Source organism: Vibrio sp. 16 (assembly GCF_963681195.1).
Taxonomy (GTDB): domain Bacteria; phylum Pseudomonadota; class Gammaproteobacteria; order Enterobacterales; family Vibrionaceae; genus Vibrio; species Vibrio sinaloensis_D.
The window spans coordinates 1,279,744-1,302,322 of the sequence record NZ_OY808997.1 but is presented as its reverse complement, the minus strand read 5'-3'; the positions used below and the strand labels follow the sequence as shown (position 1 = coordinate 1,302,322).

17 protein-coding genes are annotated in these 22,579 nt (G+C 46.4%); 10 read left to right on the top strand and 7 right to left on the bottom strand.

Going from position 1 to position 22,579, the window contains the following annotated elements:
- The first annotated feature begins 64 nt into the window (after window positions 1–64).
- Window positions 65–652, top strand: a complete 588-nt coding sequence (locus U9J37_RS05750) for a TfoX/Sxy family DNA transformation protein (RefSeq protein ID WP_005474063.1) — start codon at window positions 65–67, stop codon at window positions 650–652.
- A 91-nt stretch (window positions 653–743) separates the two neighbouring features.
- Here the strand turns inward: U9J37_RS05750 and U9J37_RS05745 are convergent, their stop codons facing one another.
- The 3 genes from U9J37_RS05745 to U9J37_RS05735 all read right to left on the bottom strand — a co-directional run bounded on the left by U9J37_RS05745 (window position 744) and on the right by U9J37_RS05735 (window position 3,900).
- Window positions 744–1,292: a hypothetical protein gene (locus U9J37_RS05745; protein WP_005474055.1), complete on the bottom strand. Its 549-nt coding sequence runs from the start codon at window positions 1,290–1,292 to the stop codon at window positions 744–746.
- A 164-nt stretch (window positions 1,293–1,456) separates the two neighbouring features.
- Window positions 1,457–1,954, bottom strand: coding sequence for a response regulator (locus tag U9J37_RS05740; protein WP_005474065.1), 498 nt, complete (start codon window positions 1,952–1,954; stop codon window positions 1,457–1,459).
- A gap of 20 nt (window positions 1,955–1,974) precedes the next feature.
- On the bottom strand, window positions 1,975–3,900 hold the full coding sequence (locus U9J37_RS05735) for an ATP-binding protein (protein ID WP_322413938.1): 1,926 nt from the start codon (window positions 3,898–3,900) through the stop codon (window positions 1,975–1,977).
- Between the two features lie 170 nt (window positions 3,901–4,070).
- Between U9J37_RS05735 and U9J37_RS05730 the strand changes: the two genes are divergently transcribed.
- From U9J37_RS05730 to U9J37_RS05720, 3 genes are all read left to right on the top strand, one after another.
- Window positions 4,071–5,339, top strand: a complete 1,269-nt coding sequence (locus tag U9J37_RS05730) for a DUF945 family protein (RefSeq protein ID WP_005474088.1) — start codon at window positions 4,071–4,073, stop codon at window positions 5,337–5,339.
- Window positions 5,340–5,464: 125 nt separating this feature from the next.
- Window positions 5,465–6,547, top strand: a complete 1,083-nt coding sequence (serC, locus tag U9J37_RS05725) for a 3-phosphoserine/phosphohydroxythreonine transaminase (protein WP_005474092.1) — start codon at window positions 5,465–5,467, stop codon at window positions 6,545–6,547.
- Between the two features lie 152 nt (window positions 6,548–6,699).
- On the top strand, window positions 6,700–7,221 hold the full coding sequence (locus tag U9J37_RS05720; RefSeq protein ID WP_043887179.1) for a hypothetical protein: 522 nt from the start codon (window positions 6,700–6,702) through the stop codon (window positions 7,219–7,221).
- A 43-nt stretch (window positions 7,222–7,264) separates the two neighbouring features.
- Here U9J37_RS05720 and U9J37_RS05715 read toward each other — a convergent pair whose 3' ends face one another.
- On the bottom strand, window positions 7,265–9,589 hold the full coding sequence (locus U9J37_RS05715) for a YgiQ family radical SAM protein (RefSeq protein WP_322413937.1): 2,325 nt from the start codon (window positions 9,587–9,589) through the stop codon (window positions 7,265–7,267).
- A gap of 248 nt (window positions 9,590–9,837) precedes the next feature.
- On the opposite strand from U9J37_RS05715, the gene U9J37_RS05710 reads away from it, so the two are divergent.
- From U9J37_RS05710 to U9J37_RS05695, 4 genes are all read left to right on the top strand, one after another.
- Window positions 9,838–12,285, top strand: coding sequence for an EAL domain-containing protein (locus U9J37_RS05710; protein ID WP_322413936.1), 2,448 nt, complete (start codon window positions 9,838–9,840; stop codon window positions 12,283–12,285).
- 100 nt (window positions 12,286–12,385) lie between these two features.
- The gene (locus U9J37_RS05705) at window positions 12,386–14,863 is read left to right on the top strand and encodes an EAL domain-containing protein (RefSeq protein WP_005474109.1); all 2,478 of its coding nucleotides are present in this window, start codon (window positions 12,386–12,388) and stop codon (window positions 14,861–14,863) included.
- A gap of 72 nt (window positions 14,864–14,935) precedes the next feature.
- Entirely contained in the window at window positions 14,936–15,616 is a 681-nt protein-coding gene (locus U9J37_RS05700) for an HI_1241 family integral membrane domain (RefSeq protein ID WP_005474134.1), read from the top strand.
- A 72-nt stretch (window positions 15,617–15,688) separates the two neighbouring features.
- Window positions 15,689–15,889 carry a DUF4250 domain-containing protein gene (locus tag U9J37_RS05695; RefSeq protein ID WP_005474111.1) on the top strand — a complete coding sequence of 67 codons (201 nt, stop codon included), beginning with the start codon at window positions 15,689–15,691 and terminating at the stop codon, window positions 15,887–15,889.
- Window positions 15,890–15,930: 41 nt separating this feature from the next.
- Here the strand turns inward: U9J37_RS05695 and metR are convergent, their stop codons facing one another.
- On the bottom strand, window positions 15,931–16,842 hold the full coding sequence (metR, locus tag U9J37_RS05690; protein ID WP_005474037.1) for an HTH-type transcriptional regulator MetR: 912 nt from the start codon (window positions 16,840–16,842) through the stop codon (window positions 15,931–15,933).
- Window positions 16,843–17,110: 268 nt separating this feature from the next.
- Here metR and metE point away from each other — a divergent pair, with 268 nt between their 5' ends.
- Window positions 17,111–19,393, top strand: a complete 2,283-nt coding sequence (gene metE, locus U9J37_RS05685) for a 5-methyltetrahydropteroyltriglutamate--homocysteine S-methyltransferase (protein ID WP_005474043.1) — start codon at window positions 17,111–17,113, stop codon at window positions 19,391–19,393.
- A 77-nt stretch (window positions 19,394–19,470) separates the two neighbouring features.
- Here metE and U9J37_RS05680 read toward each other — a convergent pair whose 3' ends face one another.
- Window positions 19,471–19,893: an organic hydroperoxide reductase Ohr gene (locus tag U9J37_RS05680; RefSeq protein ID WP_005474031.1), complete on the bottom strand. Its 423-nt coding sequence runs from the start codon at window positions 19,891–19,893 to the stop codon at window positions 19,471–19,473.
- Window positions 19,894–20,006: 113 nt separating this feature from the next.
- Here U9J37_RS05680 and U9J37_RS05675 point away from each other — a divergent pair, with 113 nt between their 5' ends.
- Window positions 20,007–20,465, top strand: a complete 459-nt coding sequence (locus U9J37_RS05675; protein WP_005474045.1) for a transcriptional regulator OhrR — start codon at window positions 20,007–20,009, stop codon at window positions 20,463–20,465.
- A 66-nt stretch (window positions 20,466–20,531) separates the two neighbouring features.
- Here U9J37_RS05675 and U9J37_RS05670 read toward each other — a convergent pair whose 3' ends face one another.
- Window positions 20,532–22,418, bottom strand: a complete 1,887-nt coding sequence (locus U9J37_RS05670; protein WP_005474033.1) for a bifunctional diguanylate cyclase/phosphodiesterase — start codon at window positions 22,416–22,418, stop codon at window positions 20,532–20,534.
- Window positions 22,419–22,579 lie beyond the last annotated feature (161 nt).

Genomic DNA, 22,579 nt, shown 5'->3' with positions numbered 1-22,579 from the left:
TTCGCTTATAACTGCTGCTATCTGGTGATCGTAAATAATCGGGGTTTCGATATTTGAAGGATCAATGGATATGACAGAGCAACATTTTATTCAATATGTAAACAAGTTTGGCATGTTTCAAAAGCGTTCGATGTTTGGTGGAACAGGATTGTTCAGGGAAGACGCCATGTTCGCTTTACTTAGCGCAAACAAGATCTTTATCCGTGGTGGGGACCATTTAGATAAAGAGTTTTCTCAGCTTGGTTGCGAGAAATATCGCCATGTTAAGAAACAGACAACGGCGACCGTAAATTATTATGATATTACGGAGCTGTTTGAATCGGACAGCGATCGTTTGGATGACCTTGTTAAGCAATCTATCGATTACTCGGTTTCTGAGCGACAGTTTAAACGTTCTGCGGCAAATCGTAGACTGCGAGACTTGCCAAACATGCAGCTCACTTTAGAGCGTATGGTAAAAAAAGCAGGCATCGATGATGTTGATACGTTTATGGAACTAGGTGCTCCGGCGGTATTTGCTAAAGTTAAGCAAGCCTACGGAAGCGATGTAGACGTTAAGCTACTTTGGAAGTTTGCCGGTGCTATCGATGGTATTCACTGGAAATTAATCCAAGAGCCACGCAAACGCCAGCTATTGGCAAGCTGCCCATAAAGGTTGGTATATCAACTTGTTATTATTGCAGCAATCAGAATGAAAAAACCGAGGCAAGTGCCTCGGTTTTTTGTTTAAGATTCTAAACGGATTAGAATTTGAAACGCGTGGTAAACATCAATTGATCACCATACGTGTCATTGATGCGCGCTTCACCGCCGATCGAAAACAGCTCTGTTGAGTGGAAACGTGCGTATGCAGAACCAATCCAATCTTCTTCACTATCGATAGAGGTGTAACCAACTTTGCCACCCACTTCGAGTTGCGGACCAAGCCATTGGCGAACACCTAGGTTCAGTTCAAGACCTGTGTCGGTGCCGCTTGTGTCATCATTGTCCACCAAACGGAATAACATTTCACCAGTGAAATCAGCCCAGTTATTGATAGGTGCGTGGAAGCCAAAACCCGCGCCTGCGTCAAAATCACCTTCGAATTCAGAGTCAATACGGCCAATAAGGTGGGCATTTGGGTGAACAGTTTTGCTCATTGCAGCACCAAAAGTCACTGGGCTTGCGCCAATTCGAGCTTCAACGTAGTCGTAGCTAAAGTTGCTCATTACGGTTGGGCTGTTTGGATCAATTTGAGCGAAAGATTGACCAGATGCTAGCACTAAAGCTGCGGCTAAGATTGTTTTACGCATAAGGACGATAAACCTTTATCTTGTTAATTTCCTTGGTCTTAAGCGACGACTCGCTATGACGATAAATCGACATCATAATGCATCCAAGCGGTTGCCACTATAAAAATGTCATTGTTTTGTCGTGATAATAAGAATCTAGCAAGCTATGTGCCAAAATCGTTTAACTACTCACCATAATTGAGGCGATTTTTCGCCATTTCCTCAAATATTTTTTCAGTGTTCAGTACTGATGCCCAGGGCATGAGTTCAGGCTCGTTCTCAATCATGTATTGGGTCAATTGTTCTTTGATGACGTTACGTAACTCATCGCCACGCCAAGGTTTAGCAATGTAAAAGTGAAGGCTAGAGTGGTTAATGGCTTCGACTGTATCTTCGAGTCCTGCTTGGCCAGTGAGGAGCAGTTTTCGTGTCGCTTGAGTGGATGCTTGCTCGTTTAGTTCAATAAGAAAACTGATCCCGGTTTGCTCGGGCATGATATGGTCGCAAAGGATGAGCGCCAATTTTATGCCGTCGCGTTCAGCATCTTCAATGATCTGTTTGGCTTCTTGAACAGATTCGGCTGCCTCTAACGAAAAATGCTCTTCGAATTCATCCAAATCTTGGACAACGCTATCAAGAACTTCTCTTTCATCGTCGACGCATAAGATAAGGTATTTACTCATGTTAAGTTCCTCGTTATTGGTTAGTCTTGGCTAAAGGGCAGCCAAACCGACATTTTTGTGTATTGGTGTTGTTCTGACTCGACGCTGATGAAGCCGCCGTGTTGTCGAACGATTTGTTGGCAAACGGACAACCCAATCCCTAAACCGAAGTTGCCTTCTTTTTTAGTCGTGAAATTCAATTCAAAAATCTGCTGCTGAAGTTCAACAGGGATACCGTGTCCATTATCTTCGAAGCTCGCCACAAACCATTGGCGTCTGTCTTTTGTCACCAGTTCAGTCGTGATGCGCAGTTTTCCTTTTGCAGGGAACGCATCAATGGCGTTAGAAATTAAGTTGGTCCAAACCTGCTGAAGGGCGATGGGCAAACAGTACACTGAGTTTGTCGAGCAAAACGCTTTTTCTACCTTGTGAAGTTTGAGTTTGCTTTCGAATATCACCAAGGTGTCTTCGATACCCTCGTGGATATCCGCTCGGTGGAATCGTTCATCATCAGAACGCGCGTACCCTTTAAGGCTTTTGACCATATCGGCGATTCGTAGCGCACAGACGTTGATTGATCTGAGCGTCGACCCTGCAAGGTAATAGTGTTCAAGTTGCTCTAGATCGCCGAGCAGGGTTGGGTCTGAGTTTTGGGCGCGATCGAGCCAAGGTTGATATTGGTGTAAGTTTAACTTAACCAGTTTTTTAGCTACTCTCCGGTTGTTGATTTGCTCGTTGACCGTGTTGACTAACGCACGTTCGTCTGCAGTTGATCGCGGTTTTGCCGAAAGTGCGTGCGTCAATATTTCGATGTTTTTGCTATTACTATCGAGTTTAGGTGCGTCGACCAAGATCTGTATTTTATCGGTTAACGTCTCTGTCCCACGTAAGATGGCGGCGACGGGGTTGTTGAGCTCGTGTGCGACGCCCGCGATCAACTGGCCAAGCATGGCCATTTTTTCCCTCTCAACCAGTTGTTTTTGTGCCTGTTCGAGTGACTCTAGCGTTTTCTGCAGTTCAAGTTTTGTCGTGATGCTTCGCTGCAAGCGACGATTAAAGTGACGCAGCAGTAAGTTAGTGAATAGCGGCAATAATTCGGTGTTTGAGTGCATTACCTCGGCAAACACTTCCCGCTTGAGCTTGATCACCTCGGTCGGTTTAAGCGTAATCGCCGTTGAAAAAGAGGGCTCTCCTGTCACAAAGGACATCCCTCCAACAATGTTACCTTGTGTATGCCTAACGACTTCTCGTTGTACGCCCGTGTCGTCTTTCTTGTATAGCGCAACTTCACCTTTGGTAATGAACCACAAAAAGCTATTTTCTTCCCCTTCTCGGGTTAGTAGGTGATCGGTGGAGTACGTGCGGCAGGCTTTGGTTTCATCTTTGTCTGCGAAAAAGGCGAGTAGGGCATCGGTGACTTGTTGGGCGAGCTCTTGATCGGAGAGTCGATGGTGTTCACTAATAAACCCTTCTCGATACGAGCGCATTTTGTTGTCGATGTGAGCCCTAAGTAGGCGCTGGTGGTCGAGTATTTGGCTGTAATGGAGCAGGTTTTCCGAGTCATTCTCGAGAATGAAGGTCGTGAGCTCTTTTTGGACGGTTTTATGGACGAGGTTGTCTTGTAGCGGTTTAGTTAAACAGTGATCTAGGCGTCCGTCGTTGACAGCAGACAGAATGGCTTGAATGTCTTGACCGCAACTGATCAGGATTTTACGAGCTTGCTGAGTGTGGCTCATTTTGTCGAGCTGGATTAAGAAATCAGCGCCATTGAAACTTTCGTTGTGGCTGGCGATAACTAATGCGACGGTCTGCTTTTGCTCCAAGCAGTAATCCAATGCAGCGTTTGCATCGTCAATTGAGTCTTCAGTATGTAGATCGAATCGAGATGAAAAAGGGCTCAACTCACGACGCAGTTGTTCGACACTGACGGGATTATTATCAAGACACAAAACGGCAAATTGATTCACGTATGGGCTCTCATTCGACAAATACATTGGCTACTGTATCAGGCTCGCGCGAGTTTGTTTGAGAGCTGAGTACTAGAATGCTTGCTCATTTTGGAAGAAAGCCAATACTCTGATTTATCTCAATGTTTTTTGGTGTACACTAAATCAAATTTATTGTTAAAGATGATGACATGAACCAGCTTAAAAAATATGGCGCTATTGGTGGCGCGATTGCTCTTGCTTTGTGTTGGCCACTTGCGGTTGGTCAAATCGGCCAGAATGTGGTGACTGATGGTATAAACCAACTGAATTCGGGGAGTGTAACGGCAGAAATCGTCAAGTATGACCGTGGCTATCTCTCTTCAGAAGTGCAAACGCGATACGTGGTCACTGACCCAGAAATGGCAGAGATGCTAGCCGCAGATGGCTTACCTAACCAGTTTGTAGTGAATAGTCATGTTTCTCACGGTTTACTGAGCCTAAAAGCGCATTCAGTACTGGATGATGTCGATGAACTACCCGTGACTCTTGATACGGTGACACAGTTAAACGGCAATACCGACTTTACCCTCACGTTTGACGCTTGGCATCAAGCCACTGACGATGTTGACGGCGCGATGGTGTCTATTTCTCGTTCTGTCCTTAAAGGTCATGCGACTGTCCTCGGGGAGATAACCTATGATCTCAACGTACCTTCAGTCGAAGTGGATTTTAATAGTGGTGAGAAATTACTGCTGTCTGCACTGAAAGGTAGTGGCCAAGGTCGTATGTCAAATGGCTTATGGCTTGGTGAGCAAATGATGCGCTTTGGTGATGTTTCTATCTCAAGCACTGACCAAGTGACTATGTTTGGCATGAAAAACGCACAGTACGAGTTTTCTTCACTAGTAGAAGAAACGACCCAGCGTGTCAGTAGTCAGCATGTCTTTTCGGTAGAAGATCTGGTGACCACAGAAGGAACGGTAGACAAGTTATTGGTTGATGTTGAACTGGGTAACCTCGACAGCGAGTCGTTTGAACATTTGTTGAATCTTTATCAAAGTAATCCAGTGTTAACGGAAGAAGATGTACAAAACGCGATTCCTTACGTTGAAACCTTGGTCGAAAAAGGTTTCTACTTGTCGATGAACAAAATGGCCTTAACGTTAGGAGAGAATGGCGAGTTTGAAAGCCAGTGGAAAATCACCTTGCCTGAGGGTACAGACAACATCACCCAAAACCCTGCGATGATCCTTCCAGCACTGACTGGTCAATTGGATACCTTCTTCTCCAATGAATTGGTTGAGCAATACCCATTTATTAAGCAAGGTGTTGATGAAGCGATCGTGATGGAGTTTGTCGAGCAAACGGACAAAGGTTATCAAATCAACGCAGAGCTAAAAGAAGGCAATTTATTGTTTAAGAGTGGCCAAGAAATTCCCCTTATGGCGCTGCTGATTTCAGGTGCGATGCAGCCATAAGTATTCTTTTTCAATGTTTATTAAGAAAAGAGGTCTAAAGACCTCTTTTCTTGCTTTTTATCGCTGAAAAAACGTGGTATTAATCCTGTTAGTTCTCAATTGAAGCATGAGCAAGGAAACTCAGAATGGATAATGTATATAACTTTAGTGCAGGCCCTGCCGGATTGCCTAAAGCCGTGATGGAACAAGCGCAAGCTGAATTTATCAACTGGAATGAACTGGGTACTTCGGTAATGGAAATCAGCCACCGTAGTAAAGAGTTTATTAAAGTTGCTGAAGATTCGGAGCAAGATCTGCGCGATCTACTTAATATTCCTGATAACTACAAAGTTCTATTCTGTCAGGGTGGTGCTCGTGCCCAGTTTGCTGCAGTGCCACTCAATTTGCTTGGCTCGGCCAAAAAAGCAACGTACATCGATGCGGGTTACTGGGCAGAAAGTGCGGTTCAAGAAGCGCGTAAGTACTGCGACGTTGATGTGTTTGACGCAAAAGTAACCAAAGCAGGCAAAACTGCGGTACGTGAAGTTAGCGAGTGGGTTATTGATCCTGAAGCGGCTTACGTTCACTTCTGTCCAAATGAAACCATTGATGGTATCGAGATCAGTGAGCTTCCTGATACAGACAAACCGATCGTAGCGGACATGTCGTCAAACATCTTATCTCGTCGCATTGATGTGTCTAAGTACGGCGTTATTTATGCGGGTGCGCAGAAAAACATCGGTCCAGCGGGTCTTTGTATCGCGATTGTTCGTGATGACCTTCTCGGTCTTGCGAACGACTTGCTGCCAAGCTTTATCAATTACAAAACCTTGGCTGAGAAAGATTCGATGTTCAACACGCCTCCGACCTTCGCCTGGTATTTGTCGGGCTTAGTGTTTAAGTGGCTGAAAGCCAATGGTGGGGTTGAAGCGATGGAGCAAATCAACCAGGAGAAAGCGACACTGCTTTACAATGCGATTGACCAGTCAGACTTCTATCGCAATGAAGTGCATCCAGACAACCGTTCGCGTATGAATGTGCCATTCCAATTGGCGAAACCAGAACTTGACGAGTTGTTCCTAGAGCAAGCTAAGCAACGAGGCTTGGTCTCTTTGAAAGGACATCGTGCTGTTGGTGGAATGCGAGCGTCAATCTACAACGCGATGCCATTAGCAGGCGTACAAGCGCTTGTAGACTTCATGCAAGAGTTTGAAGCACAAAACGCTTAATTAAGCAGCCGCATCTTATTGAGTAAGGCTTAACCTATGGGTTAAGCCTTTTTTATTATTTCTCGTTCACAACGCAGACGAATCTAAACTAAGCTATTAACTGAATTGTCATTAAATGTGTGGTTTCCGTGACTTTCTATCAACGAAACTTGATGGCTTTATGCGCTGCTGTTGCCGGGATTCAGATCTTACTGCTAGGTTTCACTCTGCCTGCTCTTGTGAGCACAGTAATAATCTGTGGTCTAGTGAATATGGCGATGAAGACGGCTGAAAAAGAAGCGAATGAAGCGTTATTGCGAATCACGACGTCGTTGACGGATTGGGTTCTCCCTGAGCTTGAGCAGCAGGCTGAGTCCCTTCAAAAATATACAACTAAAACATTTTCTGACGTATCTAGTGCATTAAGCCGCTTAAAAAAGTGTCGCAGTGTGCTAGACAAAATCCCTGATCGTGCGCCAAAAGAGATCAAGCTCGCCCTGAAAGGCATCACTTTGATGCAAAATGAAATGTCAGAGTCACTGATCGAAAGTAAGGCGCTAGGTATAAAGCACGAACACCTAGTGAAAAGCCTCGAGATGACGAAGAAAGAGCTAAAACGGGCGAAAATATCTCAATGGCAAGATGAACATCTCCTCAAAGTGATCAGAAGGCGCGATAACTCGAGTACTCATTGAACTGATGAAAAAAATCGCAGCCGAAGCTGCGATTTCTCAATGTTTAGCGGTGTTTAGGTTTTCGATTGCCGCTCGGTTTTCCACTGTTGCTGGGTTTGTTGGCGCCAGTTGGTTTACCACCGCGGCCGTTTTGCGGTTTGGCGTTAGGCCCAGCGTTTGGTCGACTGCCTGACGGTTTACTGCCTGGTTTACCATTGCGGTTACCTGGCTTACCGCCTTTGTTTCCACCACGGTTGTCACCATGCATTTTCTCAAAACCAGGTTGGCTTTTGGTGTGCTTAGTTGCAAATCGTTGGGAGCCATGACGTCCTGATTTTCTGCGCTGCGCTGGCGTTTTCGCATCAAGATCTTCTGCTGGTATCAAACAACCAGGTTTATCACCGATTAGATGCTTTTTGCCCATGTTGATCAATGCTTCACGAATCATTGGCCAGTTTGCTGGATCATGGTAACGCAGCAGCGCTTTGTGGAGTCGACGTTGTCGCTCACCTTTTGCCACTGGCACGTCTTCGCGTTTTTTGTATTTCACGCGTTTAAGCGGGTTGGTCTCTGAGTAGTACATCGACGTTGCATTACACATCGGTGATGGGTAGAAGTTTTGTACTTGGTCACACTCAAAGTTGTTTTTCTTCAACCACAGAGCAAGGTTGAGCATGTCTTCGTCTTCGGTACCTGGGTGTGCCGAGATAAAGTAAGGGATTAAATACTGCTTTTTACCCGCTTCTTCGCTGTACTTCTCAAACATCTCTTTAAAGCGGTCGTAAGTGCCCATGCCTGGTTTCATCATCAGATCCAGCGGGCCTTTTTCCGTATGCTCTGGTGCAATTTTCAAGTAGCCGCCCACGTGATGAGTGACAAGTTCTTTTACGTATTCTGGTGACTCTATGGCAAGGTCGTAACGTACGCCTGATGCAATCATCACTTTTTTCACGCCTTTCACTTTTCGAGCGGCGCGGTAAAGGTCGATGGTGTGTTTGTGGTCGGTATTCAGCTTATTACAGATCCCCGGGAATACACATGACGGACGACGACAGTTCGCTTCTGCTTTTGGATCGCTACAACCCAAACGATACATGTTAGCAGTTGGGCCGCCGAGATCAGAAATTGTGCCTGTAAAGCCGGGTACTTTGTCGCGGATTTCTTCCAGTTCGTTGAGGATCGATTCTTGCGAACGGTTTTGGATAATACGTCCTTCGTGCTCGGTGATCGAACAGAAAGAACAGCCACCGAAACAACCACGCATGATGTTCACCGACGTTTTGATCATGTCATACGCTGGGATTTTTGCTTTGCCATACATTGGGTGGGGAACACGCGCATAAGGCAAGCCAAACACGTAGTCCATCTCTTCGGTGGTGAGAGGGATTGGCGCTTGGTTAACCCACAATTCGCGGTCACCATGGCGCTGAATCAATGCGCGGCCTGAGTATGGGTTTGTCTCTAGGTGCATGATTCTGCTCGCGTGAGCATAAAGAATTCGGTCGTTATTGAGTTTTTCAAACGGCGGAATGCGTACGGCTGTGGTCGCCGCATCGTGACGAGACGGGCGAATAGTGATTGGCTTCGCTTCGGTTTCTTGCGCTTTGGCGTTGGTATCACATTGCTCTTCGACCACGTATGGGTTCGGCGGAATAAAGGCTTCTTTGCGCGGCTTCTCGATTCGTGATGAATCAATCACGTTGTAGCCTTCTGGCGCGGCAGCGAGGTTTACTGCCGTACCACGGATATTGGTTAGTGTTGAAATCTCCTCACCATCGGCCAACCGATGCGCGACTTCTACCAGCGCGCGTTCAGCATTACCAAACAGCAGAATATCTGCTTTTGCATCAAACAACACTGAGCGGCGTACTTTATCTGACCAATAATCGTAGTGCGCGAGTCGACGTAAGCTCGCTTCGATACCACCTAAAACAATGGGTACGCCTTTGTATGCTTCACGACAACGTTGTGAGTAAACTAAAGTTGCACGATCAGGGCGTTTGCCGCCTTCATTGTTTGGCGTGTAGGCATCATCATGACGCAGTTTTTTGTCTGCGGTGTAGCGGTTAATCATGGAGTCCATGTTGCCGGCGGTAATACCAAAGAAAAGGTTTGGTTTGCCTAGCGCCATGAAGGCATCTTTGTTGTTCCATTCTGGTTGAGCAATGATGCCGACTCGAAAGCCTTGCGCTTCAAGTAATCGACCGATGATCGCCATACCAAAACTTGGATGATCAACGTAGGCATCGCCGGTTACGATGATAATGTCACAGCTATCCCATCCAAGAGCGTCCATTTCTTTTCGGCTCGTTGGAAGAAAAGGTGCGGTGCCAAAGCACTCAGCCCAATATTTCTTTTGCTCGTGAATAGGGGTGTTTTCGCTGTACATATTTTGCTCTCGGATCCAGGAAGCGCGAATTATAGCGGCTTGGCGCCCATCTATCTAGCCTTACATATCCTTAGATTATTGGGGGATTTTTAAGTGGTTTGTGTGGTTTATCCGCTGGCTAAACTAATTGGTGAAGGTCAAAGGATATTTGCCCAATTTGTTAGCGGATTAACGTCAACATCGCGCTAAATGCGATAGATTTACTTATAGAAATATAAAACTGGTTGGGTATTGGGATGGATGATGTCATGAATGAGTCGCATGCTACTGTGCCTCAGCAGCAGGGCAGAAAAAGCAAATACGTTGTTTACGACTGGGCGATGAACCTTAAAACACAAGCCTTCTATTGCGATAACGAAGGGCAAACCTTGATGTTTGGCGAGGTGTATTCAACCTTCTCGGCGACACGTTTGATTCGCTTAGTCCCGCCTGGCCAAAGAGATAGAGTGAAGCGCGCGTTTCAAACCGCGTTGACGACTGGCGAGGATTGTTACCTCCATTGCTGCCTTGTTACACCCACATCACTGTTTACATTCGTTGAAATCTACATGTACAAAGCGGATGAACATCACCTGAAAGGCACGATCTCGCCTTGCTTGGTGATTTCGAATGCGCAAGAAGCATCAGAGATATTTTACGGCATTTTTGAAAATCAGCATCACGGTGTGGTAGTGACTGACTCGGATACGCGCATCCTTGCCTGTAATCACTATTTTGAAAAGATGACGGGGTATCTTCGCAACGAACTTGTCGGACTAAAAACCAACATCTTTAACTCGTCGAGTCATGATGACGAGCACTATCGGGCACTATGGGAATCATTAGGTTCACAGGGGTATTGGAGTGGGGTACTGCTTTCACGCCATGCACAAGGTAAGGTGTTTCCCCAGAGCTTAACGATCCAGAAAATTGGCTTGGGCAGTGGGCAAGACTATTATATCGGCTTGAGTACAGATCTATCGTCTGATCTCGATCGATTGGAAGACACCCAGTCTGGCGGGGTTGATATCCTGACGCAATTACCGACGTCGGATCATTTTCTTGCCCAGCTGACCAAGCGATGTAAAGCGACGGACCGAGACAATACCTTACTGGTTCTCGCCATCCAACCGCGCTTTGCTTCAAAGGGCACCAATGAGCAAAAAAAACGTTTTGCCGCTTATTTAAAAGAGAAAACCAGCGCGTTGTTTTCAGGGTATATGGACAGCGGACGCTTTCTAGCCTGTTTGCCTGTGGTGGTTGAACACCCAGAGCAACGGGTACGCGACATCGCCAAGACATTAACGACCTTTTTCCATTGTTTTAAGCATGCTACTAAGGATATTCATGAGGTCTTAAAGACTGGGTTGTTGGGCGTTTCAATCTATGGTGTGGATGCTGAGACGCCCAATCGGCTTGTGTCTCATGCTTGCCAAGCGATTCTCGAACTCCACTCAGGAGAAAATAGACGCATCGCGTTTTATGATCGCTCGATCCATTTGCAAATTGAGCGCAAGAAACGCCTTGAAGCGCATGTGCAAAAATCGATGCTGAACAAAAATGTAGAGGTCTACTTCCAACCCATAGTCAGCGTAAAGCAGCAGTGCGTAGAGAAATTTGAAGCGCTGTGCCGTTTCCCTCCTTTGGAGTCGGAGCCTGCGACTACCCAAGACTATATTCAAGTCGCTGAAGATATGGGCAAAATTTTCGAGTTAGATAATTTGGTCTGTGGGATGGCATTTGAACAATTCAAAGCACTACAAAAGCGGTTTGGTGACACCTTGCAGTTGTCAGTCAATCGCTCATTGAATACCGATGTTGGCATTGTCGATGTGCTGAAGCATACCGCACTCGCGCTGGATGATGCGGGCTTATCCCCAGATTGCCTAAACATAGAATTCACCGAAAGCGCTTTTTTGGACAATTCAGATAACAGCCAGCAACTGATTCAAACGCTTCGCGATGCAGGGGTAAAAATTGCTGTTGATGATTTCGGCTCTGGCTGTGCTTCGTTCCATTACTTAACCAAGAGTTTCTTTGATGTACTCAAGATTGATCGTCAGTTTATCTCCGGATTAGAAAAAGGGACGCGGGAGTATCATATTGTCCATACGCTTGTGCATCTGGCGCATCAGCTCAATCTTGATGTGGTTGCCGAAGGGGTAGAGACAGAAAGTGAGCTGGCGTTGCTGACTGAACTTGGGGTGGACTACATTCAAGGTTACTTGTTTGCAAAACCAGAAAGCACGGAGCAAATCGTCGCCCATGAGCATTATTGCCAGTGGCCGAAAACCGCACCAAGTGCACCAGAACAAACTCTCATGAAGCTGGTCAGCAAAAATAGCCATCACCTTGACCCAGGAGATCCGTTATCCCTCGCGCATCAATATTTTAATGTGTCTCATGGCGATTACTTGGCTGTCGTTGACAATAAAAAATGTGTCGGTGTGCTGTCGCGATCAACCATGCATTTACATATGACACCAACGATGGGCACGGATCTCGAAACCAGCAAAGAGAAAAATTATTGGCATAAGAGTGTCAACCGAATGATGGCTCCCGGAGGAACGGTACTCGATTGGCATACGCCAGTAAAAGAGGTTCATCGACTCGTTACGCAAGGCACGCCTTTGCCTTGGATATTGACTGACGAGCTTGGGGTGTTCAAAGGGTTAGTGGAAATGGCGACGGTATTGAGTTTCTGTGTAGAAGATTAAAGTTAAATTTATCAATTGTTATTCTAATGCTTAGGTGTAACTAAGACTCTTGTCCTAAAGTTAAGGATAAAGGGAGCTAATTTTAGGTGAGCAGTGGATAATGCTTAGTGGGCCAAAGGTAACGGAATCTGACTTGAGTCGTGAAATAGGGGCGCCGCTCACTTCTATTGCTTGGACTTGGGACATTAAACATCACAAACTCGATGTTGACCGACAAGCGCTTGGTTTGCTTTTGCATTCACGTTTGCCCAATGTGTCAGGAAACGTAATACTGGCTTGCTTGGATTACAGCGATCAAACCAAATTTATTGACCTCATAAAAGAAGCATGTCGTTGTCAGCGGACGTTAAATTATGCCTGTTGTATGACGCTCGATGGTGACCAGTGTTGCTACGTCAATTTCTCTTTTAGTGCTGAGAGTACTTTGACGGTAAAAGGGCACATTACTCCTTTGCTCTACTTTTCCGTCTCTACTGCGCTATTCAATGAGTTCTTCCAGCAGTTGTTTGAAAACCCGCATCATGGCGTTGTCTTACTCAACAGCCACAAGTCGATGCTTGCCTGCAACACCTATTTCCTCGATCACACTGGTTACAGCGCCAGAGAGTTGTTGATGAAGTCTGTTGATACACTCAACTCAGATAAGCATAGTGAAGAGTTCTACCAATCGATTTGGTCTGATGTAGACAGCAAAGGCTACTGGTCCGGTGTTGTCCTCATCAAGCAGGTCGATGGCAAAACCATACCCCAAGATCTGACTCTACAAAGAGTGACGTTTGCTGGTCAGCTGTTTTACCTTGGCTATTATCTGGATTTGTCGAAAAATCTATATCGCGTCGCAGACATTGAGCTCGGTGGCGTCGAGCTGTTAACTCAACTTCCTACCGAATCGCAATTTACCCACATGGTGGCGAAGCGTTGGATAAACGATAGCTCCGAGGCGATCAGTATGGTGGTGGCATTTGTCCCTCGTTTTGAGCAGAAGGACGATTTTGAACTCAAATCGACGCTTTCGGAACACCTGTCACGCAATCGCATCGCGCAGCAAGTGGGGTATATTGGTAACAACCATTTTGTGGCGTGTTTAGAGTGCCCGAAAACGGATTCTCCCGGCCAAGTACGGATCATTCACCAAACCATTCGCCGTTTTTTCTCAACCCTGAATCAGTCAGCAGGCAAAGCAATCCACCGCGCGATTTTAAAAGGGAAAGTAGGCGTTTCAGTGCTCGGTCACGATACTTACAATCCCAAACTGCTAGTTAGTCATGCGGTGCAAGCCTTATTGGAGCAAAGCAATAACAGCCAAGGGCAGATTACGTTTTATCATGGTGCGATTCACAAAGAGGTATTGAGACGAAAAGAGCTTGAAGAATGGGCGGCCAAGCTGATTAAATCGCAAAGTGTTGAGGTGTATTACCAGCCGATTGTCGACGTAAGAACGTGGGACATTGTGAAGTTCGAAGCGCTTAGTCGATTTAAAGGGCCGAATGGGCAGATGCTCAATACGCAAGAGATGGTGACCATCGCAGAGGACCTCGATCTCGTGGCTGATTTGGATTGGTGCGCGGGGAAAAAGGCGCTCGAAGAGCTGACAGCAATACAAGAACGTTTTGGCGCCAAGCTAGGCGTGACAATCAACCGTTCACTCAACACCAAGCTAGACGTAGATGAAGTGCTGCAGAGTGCCGAATCATTGATTTATCAGTACGCCAAAACGCCGGAACTTGTCACCATCGAGCTTACCGAAAGTGCTTACTTTGATAGTGAATCTCGCCAGTCTGCATTGATTCGCAGCATTCGCCGTAAAGGAGTGAGCATCGCGATTGATGACTTTGGCACAGGCTACAGCTCATTCAGTTATTTAAGTGATTCAAACTTTGATTTGCTTAAGGTTGATCGAGAATTTGTCACCAATATTAAAATGGGCTCGCATCAGTATTTCATCGTCAAGATGATCACAGAGCTGGCGCACACACTCGGCGTTAAAGTGGTGGCAGAAGGTGTGGAAACGCGGCATGAATTAGAGGTGTTGTGTGGACTAGGGGTGGATTTTATTCAAGGCTACTTCTTTTCTAAACCGCTGCCTCTCAATGAGTTAGAGAAGGCCTGGGGCTATTACGACAAGTTGGAAGACTTTCTCAGCCGAACGTCGAGTATGCGTAAAGTGGGTATTCTTAGCATTACCCAAACTCACATTCCTACTTTGGCGCCAAGAGATACCTTGGATCAGGCGTTGGCGATATTTGAGTCTGGTCGTTACAACATTCAAGTTGTGCCAATCATTGATGGGCAGACTTGCTTGGGTATTGTCGGTCGCAAGGAACTCAACTTTCACATTACGCCTACGTTAGGAACCAAGCTCGAAACGACCAAAGACATGACCATAGCGAAAAAGCGGTTAAACCAAGTGATGCAGCCAGAGGTACACAAGATCTCCTATCAGATGAAGTTGATAGAGATCTCTGATCTGATTCGAAGCGGGATCAAATTGCCTTGGATTGTTGAAAACGAGCTAGGTGAGTACCTCGGGATCGTTACGACGCAAGACGTGTTAAACTACTTTGCGAGCTTACGTTAACTGCCACGCTAACACCCAAGCGGTAAGTTTGCTATTATCCGCACCCATCACTTTCAAACAGAACATGACATCATGGTGCAGCAACTTTTGGCCGTGTCGGCTCCGATGCTTTTGGGCGCACAGCTTATTTTGACGTTAATCTTAATCAAAGGTGAAATTTGTCCCGGTCAACGTGGACGAATTCACAAAGTACTCCCAGCCCTCGCTGTGATGTGGCTTGCCGTTGCTTCGTTGAAGATAGAAGCAATGATGGTGGTGTTTGCCATCGCCTATTTCTACTCCCAAGTACAAACCAAAAAGACCCGCGATCAGGGCCCTCTTTGGGTGATGTATCTAGCGAATGGTTTGGCGCTCTCTTATGTCGCTATCATGATCGCAGAGCAAGCGAGTCTCGCAGGGGGCATTAATGTTTTTGTCCAGATCGCGCTGCTTGGTGCGTTGTTTGCGCATCTGTTGCTGACCGTCGCACGAACTCGACTTCAGGCGTTTCACCGAATTCTTCCCGTGTCGGGTGTCATTTCTGCGATGCTAATGACACTGGCTATTGCAATTAAAGCGGTATCTTTGGATGAGCCGGTGCTGATGAGTGTGCTGCAACCCTTGTTGATTGGCTTTGCACTCATGATTGCTGCGGTTGTTGTATGGTGCTGGCACATGTTGCTATCACGCGAAATCAGCAAGCCACAGTTAGGATTTGCGCTTGCGGTGATGCTGCTGGCGGTGACATCCAACCAAGCTTTGTTTGCACTTTAGACTGGGCTCACTTTAAATTTGCTCAATTGTGGCTAGGCTTGTTAGTAGGCGTACTAAGAAAGGAGCGTGGCTATGGATCTGAGCAATGTGAGCCGCTTTGATAGCGTCATTCTGCTAGGTATCGTTAATGAAAAGCTTCGGTTGGAATGCGGTAGCTTTGATGAGTTAGTCAGTATGTACGAAATGGACGTTGAGTCCGTGGTGGGAAAATTGGATGTGTTGGGCTACCAATATGATCCGCTCACCAACCAATTTAAGTCTTATTCTAGATAATCGACCACTTGATAGTGAAAAGGAGGCAACTGCCTCCTTTTTTATACGGTTTTTATTCCTTCCAAATGACTCTTTGATTGCTGGCGAGCGGTATTGAAAAAGGCTTGCAAGTAACGCTTATCCTTATCAGCATGTCGCGTTGCGGCAAACAATCTTCGCCATAATCCTTCACCAAGCGGGATACTCGTAATCAATCCTTGACGAGAGAACTCGCTGATGGCCCAGTTGGGCAGTGCTGCAACCCCAAGGCCGGCCGAGACCATCTGGATCAGCATAAGCGTATTGTCAGACTGTTTCCAACGAGCGGGCTCAATGCCGGCTGGCTGAAGGAAATGTTTGACCACATCGAGACGACTTTTCTGAACCGGGTAAGAGAGCATGGTTTGATCGGCTAAGTCCTGAGGTTCAATGCGCGCACGGCTTGCCAGAGGGTGTGTGGTTGCCGTTACAAGTCGCATTTCAAAATCAAACAATGGCTCGTAGTGGACTTCTGAGCGCGGGGCAATGTCAGATGTAATCACTAGATCCAGCTCTCCTCCAATTAGTGCTGGCAAAGGCTCGAACCCAAAACCGGAGGAAAAGTCTAACGTAACACTTGGCCAAGCGACTTGGTACTCCCTTAATGCGGGCATCAACCATTGAAAACACGAATGGCATTCGATCGCCATGTGCAATCGTCCGTTCACATCTTCTTTCAGGCTGGCTAACTCGTTCTCTGCCTTGGCCAAACGGGGAAGCACATCATCCGCGAGCCGAAGCAAAATCTCACCCTCGGAGGTGAATTTTACTGGGCGAGTTTTACGCAGAAACAAAGCACCTCCAATACGCGCCTCTAGATCCTTTAATTGGTGTGATAGGGCCGATTGAGTTAGGTGCAAAGCGGTGGCAGTGGCGGTCAATGATCCTGTATCACGCAATGTGGTTAACGTTTTTAAATGCTTGAGCTCTACCATGAGTTCCTTTCAAACTGAGTTATTCCGCATGAGTGTTTTTAACATACGTCGTTTAGAAAGAAGTGTAAACATCTAGACGTCTAAAATGTTTGGTTTTATTCATTTCGCTTCAATGTTGTCGAGCCATCATGAACAAAACTAATAAACAAGTTGAATATTTGGAGATTGCTTCGTCTAGGGTTTAGCGCAATATTTTAGCCATCCAGACGCCTTTGGTGTGCTGAAAAATATAAACATTGTGAATGAAAAGAATGACAGGACGACGATTATGACAACAACGACTCACATCCTTGGCTATCCCCGTATTGGCGAAAAGCGAGAGCTAAAATTTGCCCTAGAGAAATATTGGCGAGGTGAGATTGACCAAGCTCAATTGAAATCGGTCGGTTCAGACCTGCGCGTCAGCAACTGGCAAACTCAGCAACAAGCTGGCTTAGACTACGTGACAGCAGGCGATTTCGCTTGGTATGACCATGTTCTCACTACCACGTTATTGTTAGGTCACGTGCCTAAACGCCACCGTTCTGGTTTTCCTGATTTAGATACCTTGTTTAAGGTTGGTCGCGGACAATCTCAGGCAAGCTGCGGTTGTAGCGGCAGTGCGGCGTCTGATATGACCAAGTGGTTCAATACCAACTACCACTACATTGTGCCTGAGTTCAGCCAAGAAGATACCTTCGAGGTGAGCTGGCCTCAGCTGTTTGAAGAGGTGAATGAGGCGATTCAAGATGGTCATAAAGTTAAACCTGTCCTACTAGGGCCGCTGAGTTACCTTTATTTGGGTAAAGAGGTGGAAGAGGGCTTTGATCGCTTGAGCTTGTTGCCGCGTCTGTTAACCGCTTACCAAGCGATCTTGTCAAAGTTGGCCAACTTAGGCGTAGAGTGGGTCCAAATTGATGAGCCTATTTTATCTCTTGAGCTTGAAAAACCATGGCTCGACGCGTTTAAGTTGGCGTATCAAGTGATTCGAACAGACGTAAAAGTGCTACTGACAACCTATTTCGATTCTGTTCTCGATACGTTAGACAAAATTGTTGAGCTCAACGTTGACGGCTTACACATCGACCTGTCGGCATCCCCAGAACAGTTGCAGCTGGTGGCAAATAAATTACCTAAAGATTGGGTGTTGTCTGCGGGTGTGATCAATGGGCGTAACGTGTGGCGCGCAGACTTAAGCGCTCAGCTTGCATTGCTACAACCGGTTAAAGACAAACTGGGTGATAAACTGTGGGTGGCAAGTTCTTGTTCTTTGCTGCATAGCCCTGTTGATCTATCGCTTGAAACAGAGCTTTCTGAGGAAGTGCGCAGTTGGTTTGCCTTTGCTAAGCAAAAAGTGACGGAAGTTGCGCTACTTGGCAAAGCGCTTGATGGCGATCAAGAGGCGATTCTGGCTTGCGATACTTATAGCGCCCCAATTCAAGCGCGTAAAACCGCGACTCACGTAAACAAACCTCAGGTACAGGCTCGCCTAAACGGAATTACTAAACAACTGACTGAGCGAACGGCCCCTTACCCAGAACGAGCAGCGCATCAGAGTGAAGTTTTAGGGCTGCCTTTGTTCCCAACGACGACCATTGGGTCATTCCCGCAGACCAGTGAAATTCGAGTCCAACGCAGTGCGTTTCGCTCGGGGCAATTGTCGCAGCAAGAGTACGAAGTGGCACTAAAAGGGCACATCGAAGACGCCGTTAAACGCCAAGAGGCCCTTGACCTCGATGTCCTTGTGCATGGTGAAGCAGAGCGTAACGATATGGTTGAATACTTTGCCGAGAATTTGGCTGGCTTCCAAACCACTAAGTTCGGTTGGGTTCAAAGCTATGGTTCTCGCTGCGTGAAACCGGCTATCGTGGTGGCGGACATTGAACGTGAAAAACCGATTACCGTAGAGTGGTCGACCTACGCACAATCCCTTACCTCCAAGCAGATGAAAGGCATGTTGACTGGCCCGGTGACCATCTTATGTTGGACTTTCCCAAGAGAAGACATTTCTCGCAAACAGATCGCCGAGCAACTTGCGTTGGCGCTGCGTGATGAAGTCTCTGATTTGCAAGATGCGGGCATTAACATCATTCAGATCGATGAGCCTGCGATTCGTGAAGGTTTGCCGCTGAAAAAGCGCGATCACAAAGCGTATTTGGAGTGGGCGGTAGACGCATTTAAGATCTCTGCATCGAGCGCTAAGCCGGAAACACAAATCCATACGCACATGTGTTACTCGGAGTTCAATGAAATCATTGATTCAGTGGCCGCGTTAGATGCAGATGTGATTACCATTGAAACCTCTCGCTCAAACATGGAGCTGCTGAAAGCATTTGAAGAGTTCAACTACCCAAATGAAATCGGCCCTGGCGTTTATGATATCCATTCGCCAAATGTACCCACGCAAGAGTGGATAGAAGGATTGTTGACGACAGCGGCGGAGAAGATTCCTGCACAGAGGCTTTGGGTGAATCCAGATTGTGGTCTGAAAACCCGAAACTGGGAAGAGACGGAAGCCTCGTTAGCCAACATGGTGTCAGCTGCGAAGAAACTGCGTAAAGAATACGCATAAAGCGCGAAAGAGAAACGAAACAAGCCGATCACATGATCGGCTTGTTTTCTATGGCAGTGGATGAATTTGTCGGCTGATTAAATTGCTTGGCCGTTCACCGTGACTTTAACGTCAATGTTGCCACGAACCGCGTTTGAGTAAGGGCAAACTTGGTGGGCGACTTTTGTCAGTTCAAGTGCTTGCTCTTGAGGTAAATCCAGCTCTGCCGCTAAACTCACCGTTAAAGCAAAGCCCCCTGTTTCATTAGGACCAATGCCTACTTCAGCGGTAACTGGCGCGTTTTTTAGCGCAACTTTCGCTTCACGAGCGACATGTAGAATGGCGTTAGAGAAACACGCAGAGTAGCCTGCAGCAAATAGCTGTTCTGGGTTGGTCGCCGCGCCACTGCCCCCCATCTCTTTAGGGTAAGAAAGTTCTAAGTCGAGAAGTCCATCATCTGTTTTTACTTGGCCATTACGACCTGCGAGTGCTGTTGCTTGAGTCTTGTATAGGGTAGTCATGGAGAGTTTCCTTATTGATTTAAGTTGTGTGCAATTTAATTGTTTGCAATCTTATATCGAAATCCATGTAGAATGCAACTATATTGTGCGCAATTTATTTTTTAGGTGACATTATGAGTGAATGCCAAACGCAACCAAGTTTGAGTGATGATGAGAAACTGCTGCTTGATAACCAGATCTGCTTTCCACTTTACAGTGCGGCAAATGCGGTGATTCGAGCTTATCGTCCTCTGCTTGATGAATTGGATCTGACTTACTCGCAGTACTTGGTGATGATGGTGCTGTGGGAGCAAGATGGCGCAAGTGTTAAAGATGTTGGCTCGCGCTTGCACCTTGACTCTGGAACATTGACTCCCTTGTTAAAGCGTTTGGAAAGCAAAGGCTACGTGCTAAGAGAGCGAAGCGAGACGGACGAAAGGGTAAGAGTGCTAAACCTCACCTCATCTGGGCAAGCGCTCAAACAAACCGCAAAAGCCGTTCCGAATGCGATGAAGTGCAAAATTAACTTAGAGCTTGAAGAACTTATCTCGTTGAAGACGCTGTGTGAAAAAGTACTGAGCAAGCTAGGTTAATTACCCCACCAAGCCGATGGGGTGATAAGTGTCTATTGTTGGCGAGTGCCAATGCGCTTGATTAAACTAAAGCCCATTTGTCATTTGTTGCGTGAACTCATCAGCAGGAACCGCTTTACCATACAAAAATCCTTGAGCGTAGTTGCACTCTTCGGTTCGAATAAAGTCTTCCTGATAGAGCTCTTCAACTCCTTCGGCTATCACCATCATATTGAGTTTGTGTGCCATTGCGATAATGGCTCTTGTCAGCTCACGGTTGTGTTGATTGTGCTCTAACTGATTAATAAAGCTGCGATCAATTTTTAACGTATCAAACGCGTATTTTTGCAGATAACTGAGTGAAGAGTACCCAGTACCAAAGTCATCAAGAGAAATGCTGACGCCAAATTGACGCAACTGAGCAAGGATATTTTGCGCATACTCCTCATCTTGCAACAGAATACCTTCTGTTAGTTCCAGTTCAATGCACTTCGCGGGCAGTTGGTAAAGATCAATGATGTCTTGTAAGTGTTGGACGAAGTGCTGCTCTTGGAATTGGATTGGTGAGATGTTGATCGCCATTTTAAACGAGTGCGGGGATGCGCGATGCCACTCTGCAGCTTGCTTCAGTGCTTGATGCAAAACAAAGTAGCCGATTTCTATTATTTGGCCGTTGCTTTCCGCGAGAGGGATAAAACGGTCTGGCGACACTTGCCCCAGTATTGGATTGTTCCATCGTAATAGCGCTTCAGCACCAATGATCTTCCCCCCTTGTTTGAGGCAAATGATAGGCTGGAAATGAACCTCGAGTTCGTTGTTCTCCAGCGCCTTAGAAAGGTGTGATTCAAGTCGTAAGCGCTCTTCGGCGGCTTTTTGTGCTGCCGCATTAAAGTAAGCGACCTGCAAACCTTCTTTTTTACCTTCACTCATTGCTGAGCAGGCTCGCTGAATAAGGCTAAATGAGTCTGTTGCATCCATTGGGAAGACGGCAATACCCAAGTTACATTGCAAATTGATACTCATACCGTTGACATTAAAAGGCTGAGTGCACGCATTGGTAATTCGTTCTATGGCTTTTTCTTGCAGCTCTGGCGTGCGCAGGTGCTGGGCGGCGAGAACAAAATCTGAGCCAACAATTCTGGCCAGTTTCCACTTTTTGGGCAGCTTGTGGCAGATCCGCTGGCTCAGTGACGACAAAATCTGATCACCGAACATGTAGCCATAGCTTGCGTTTACAAACTTAAAGTTTCTCAAACTGAAATAAATCAGGGTAATTTGTTCATCGTCTTCTAGAGAGGCCATCTGTTTGGCGAGATCGTCAGCCAGTGTGATTCGATTGGGGAGTTTAGTGAGCGGGTCGTAGTGAAGATGAAAATCCAAGTGGCTTTCCGCCGCGGTGCGCTGCTCAATTTCTTTGAGTAAGCGGCTGCTGAGATCGGCAAGTGTCTTGGTTCTTTCTGCGACTTTGTTTTCTAACTCCTGATTGAGTAGGGCAAGCTCTTCTTTACGGTAAAGGGTTTCTAGCTGGCCTTCGATGGCTGTTTGAAAGCGACCAAGCAGCGACATCGCATCTTCATCAAAGTAGCGCTCTTGGCTGTCGAGCATGCAGATGGTGCCAAAAGGGGTGTCATCAGGCCAAAACACAGGCAGTCCGCAGTAACAAATCATACCCAGCTTGATGTCTGGATTACTATCCCATTCTGGGTCGTTGAGCGCATTGGGGACGTTCAGCATACGCCGCTCGCTAATCACGGTTTCACAATATAGACCATGGCCAAGTGAGTCTTTGGCATTGGGTGCGTAAGGGTTGTTTTCGCTTCGACTGCTAGAAAATACCTCAATGTCATTTTTGTGAATACGCATGACTAGCGCGGCAGGGCATTGCGTCATCTTGGCAACCAAATCAACAATTTCTTGCCAGCTATTAAGTACAGAATCCGGAACGACTAATTGAGAGGTATCTATGTCTGCCATGACGCTTATCCTTTGCCTGATAGTGACGGTATTCACTCAGCGATGATTTGAGTCGCTTTGCTTTTTAGTATAGGTGATATGAATTCATAATTACTGTGAATACTTTAACGTTCAAAGCTTATTTTTATAGGAATTCAAATTCATAAAAGCGCGAATCAATC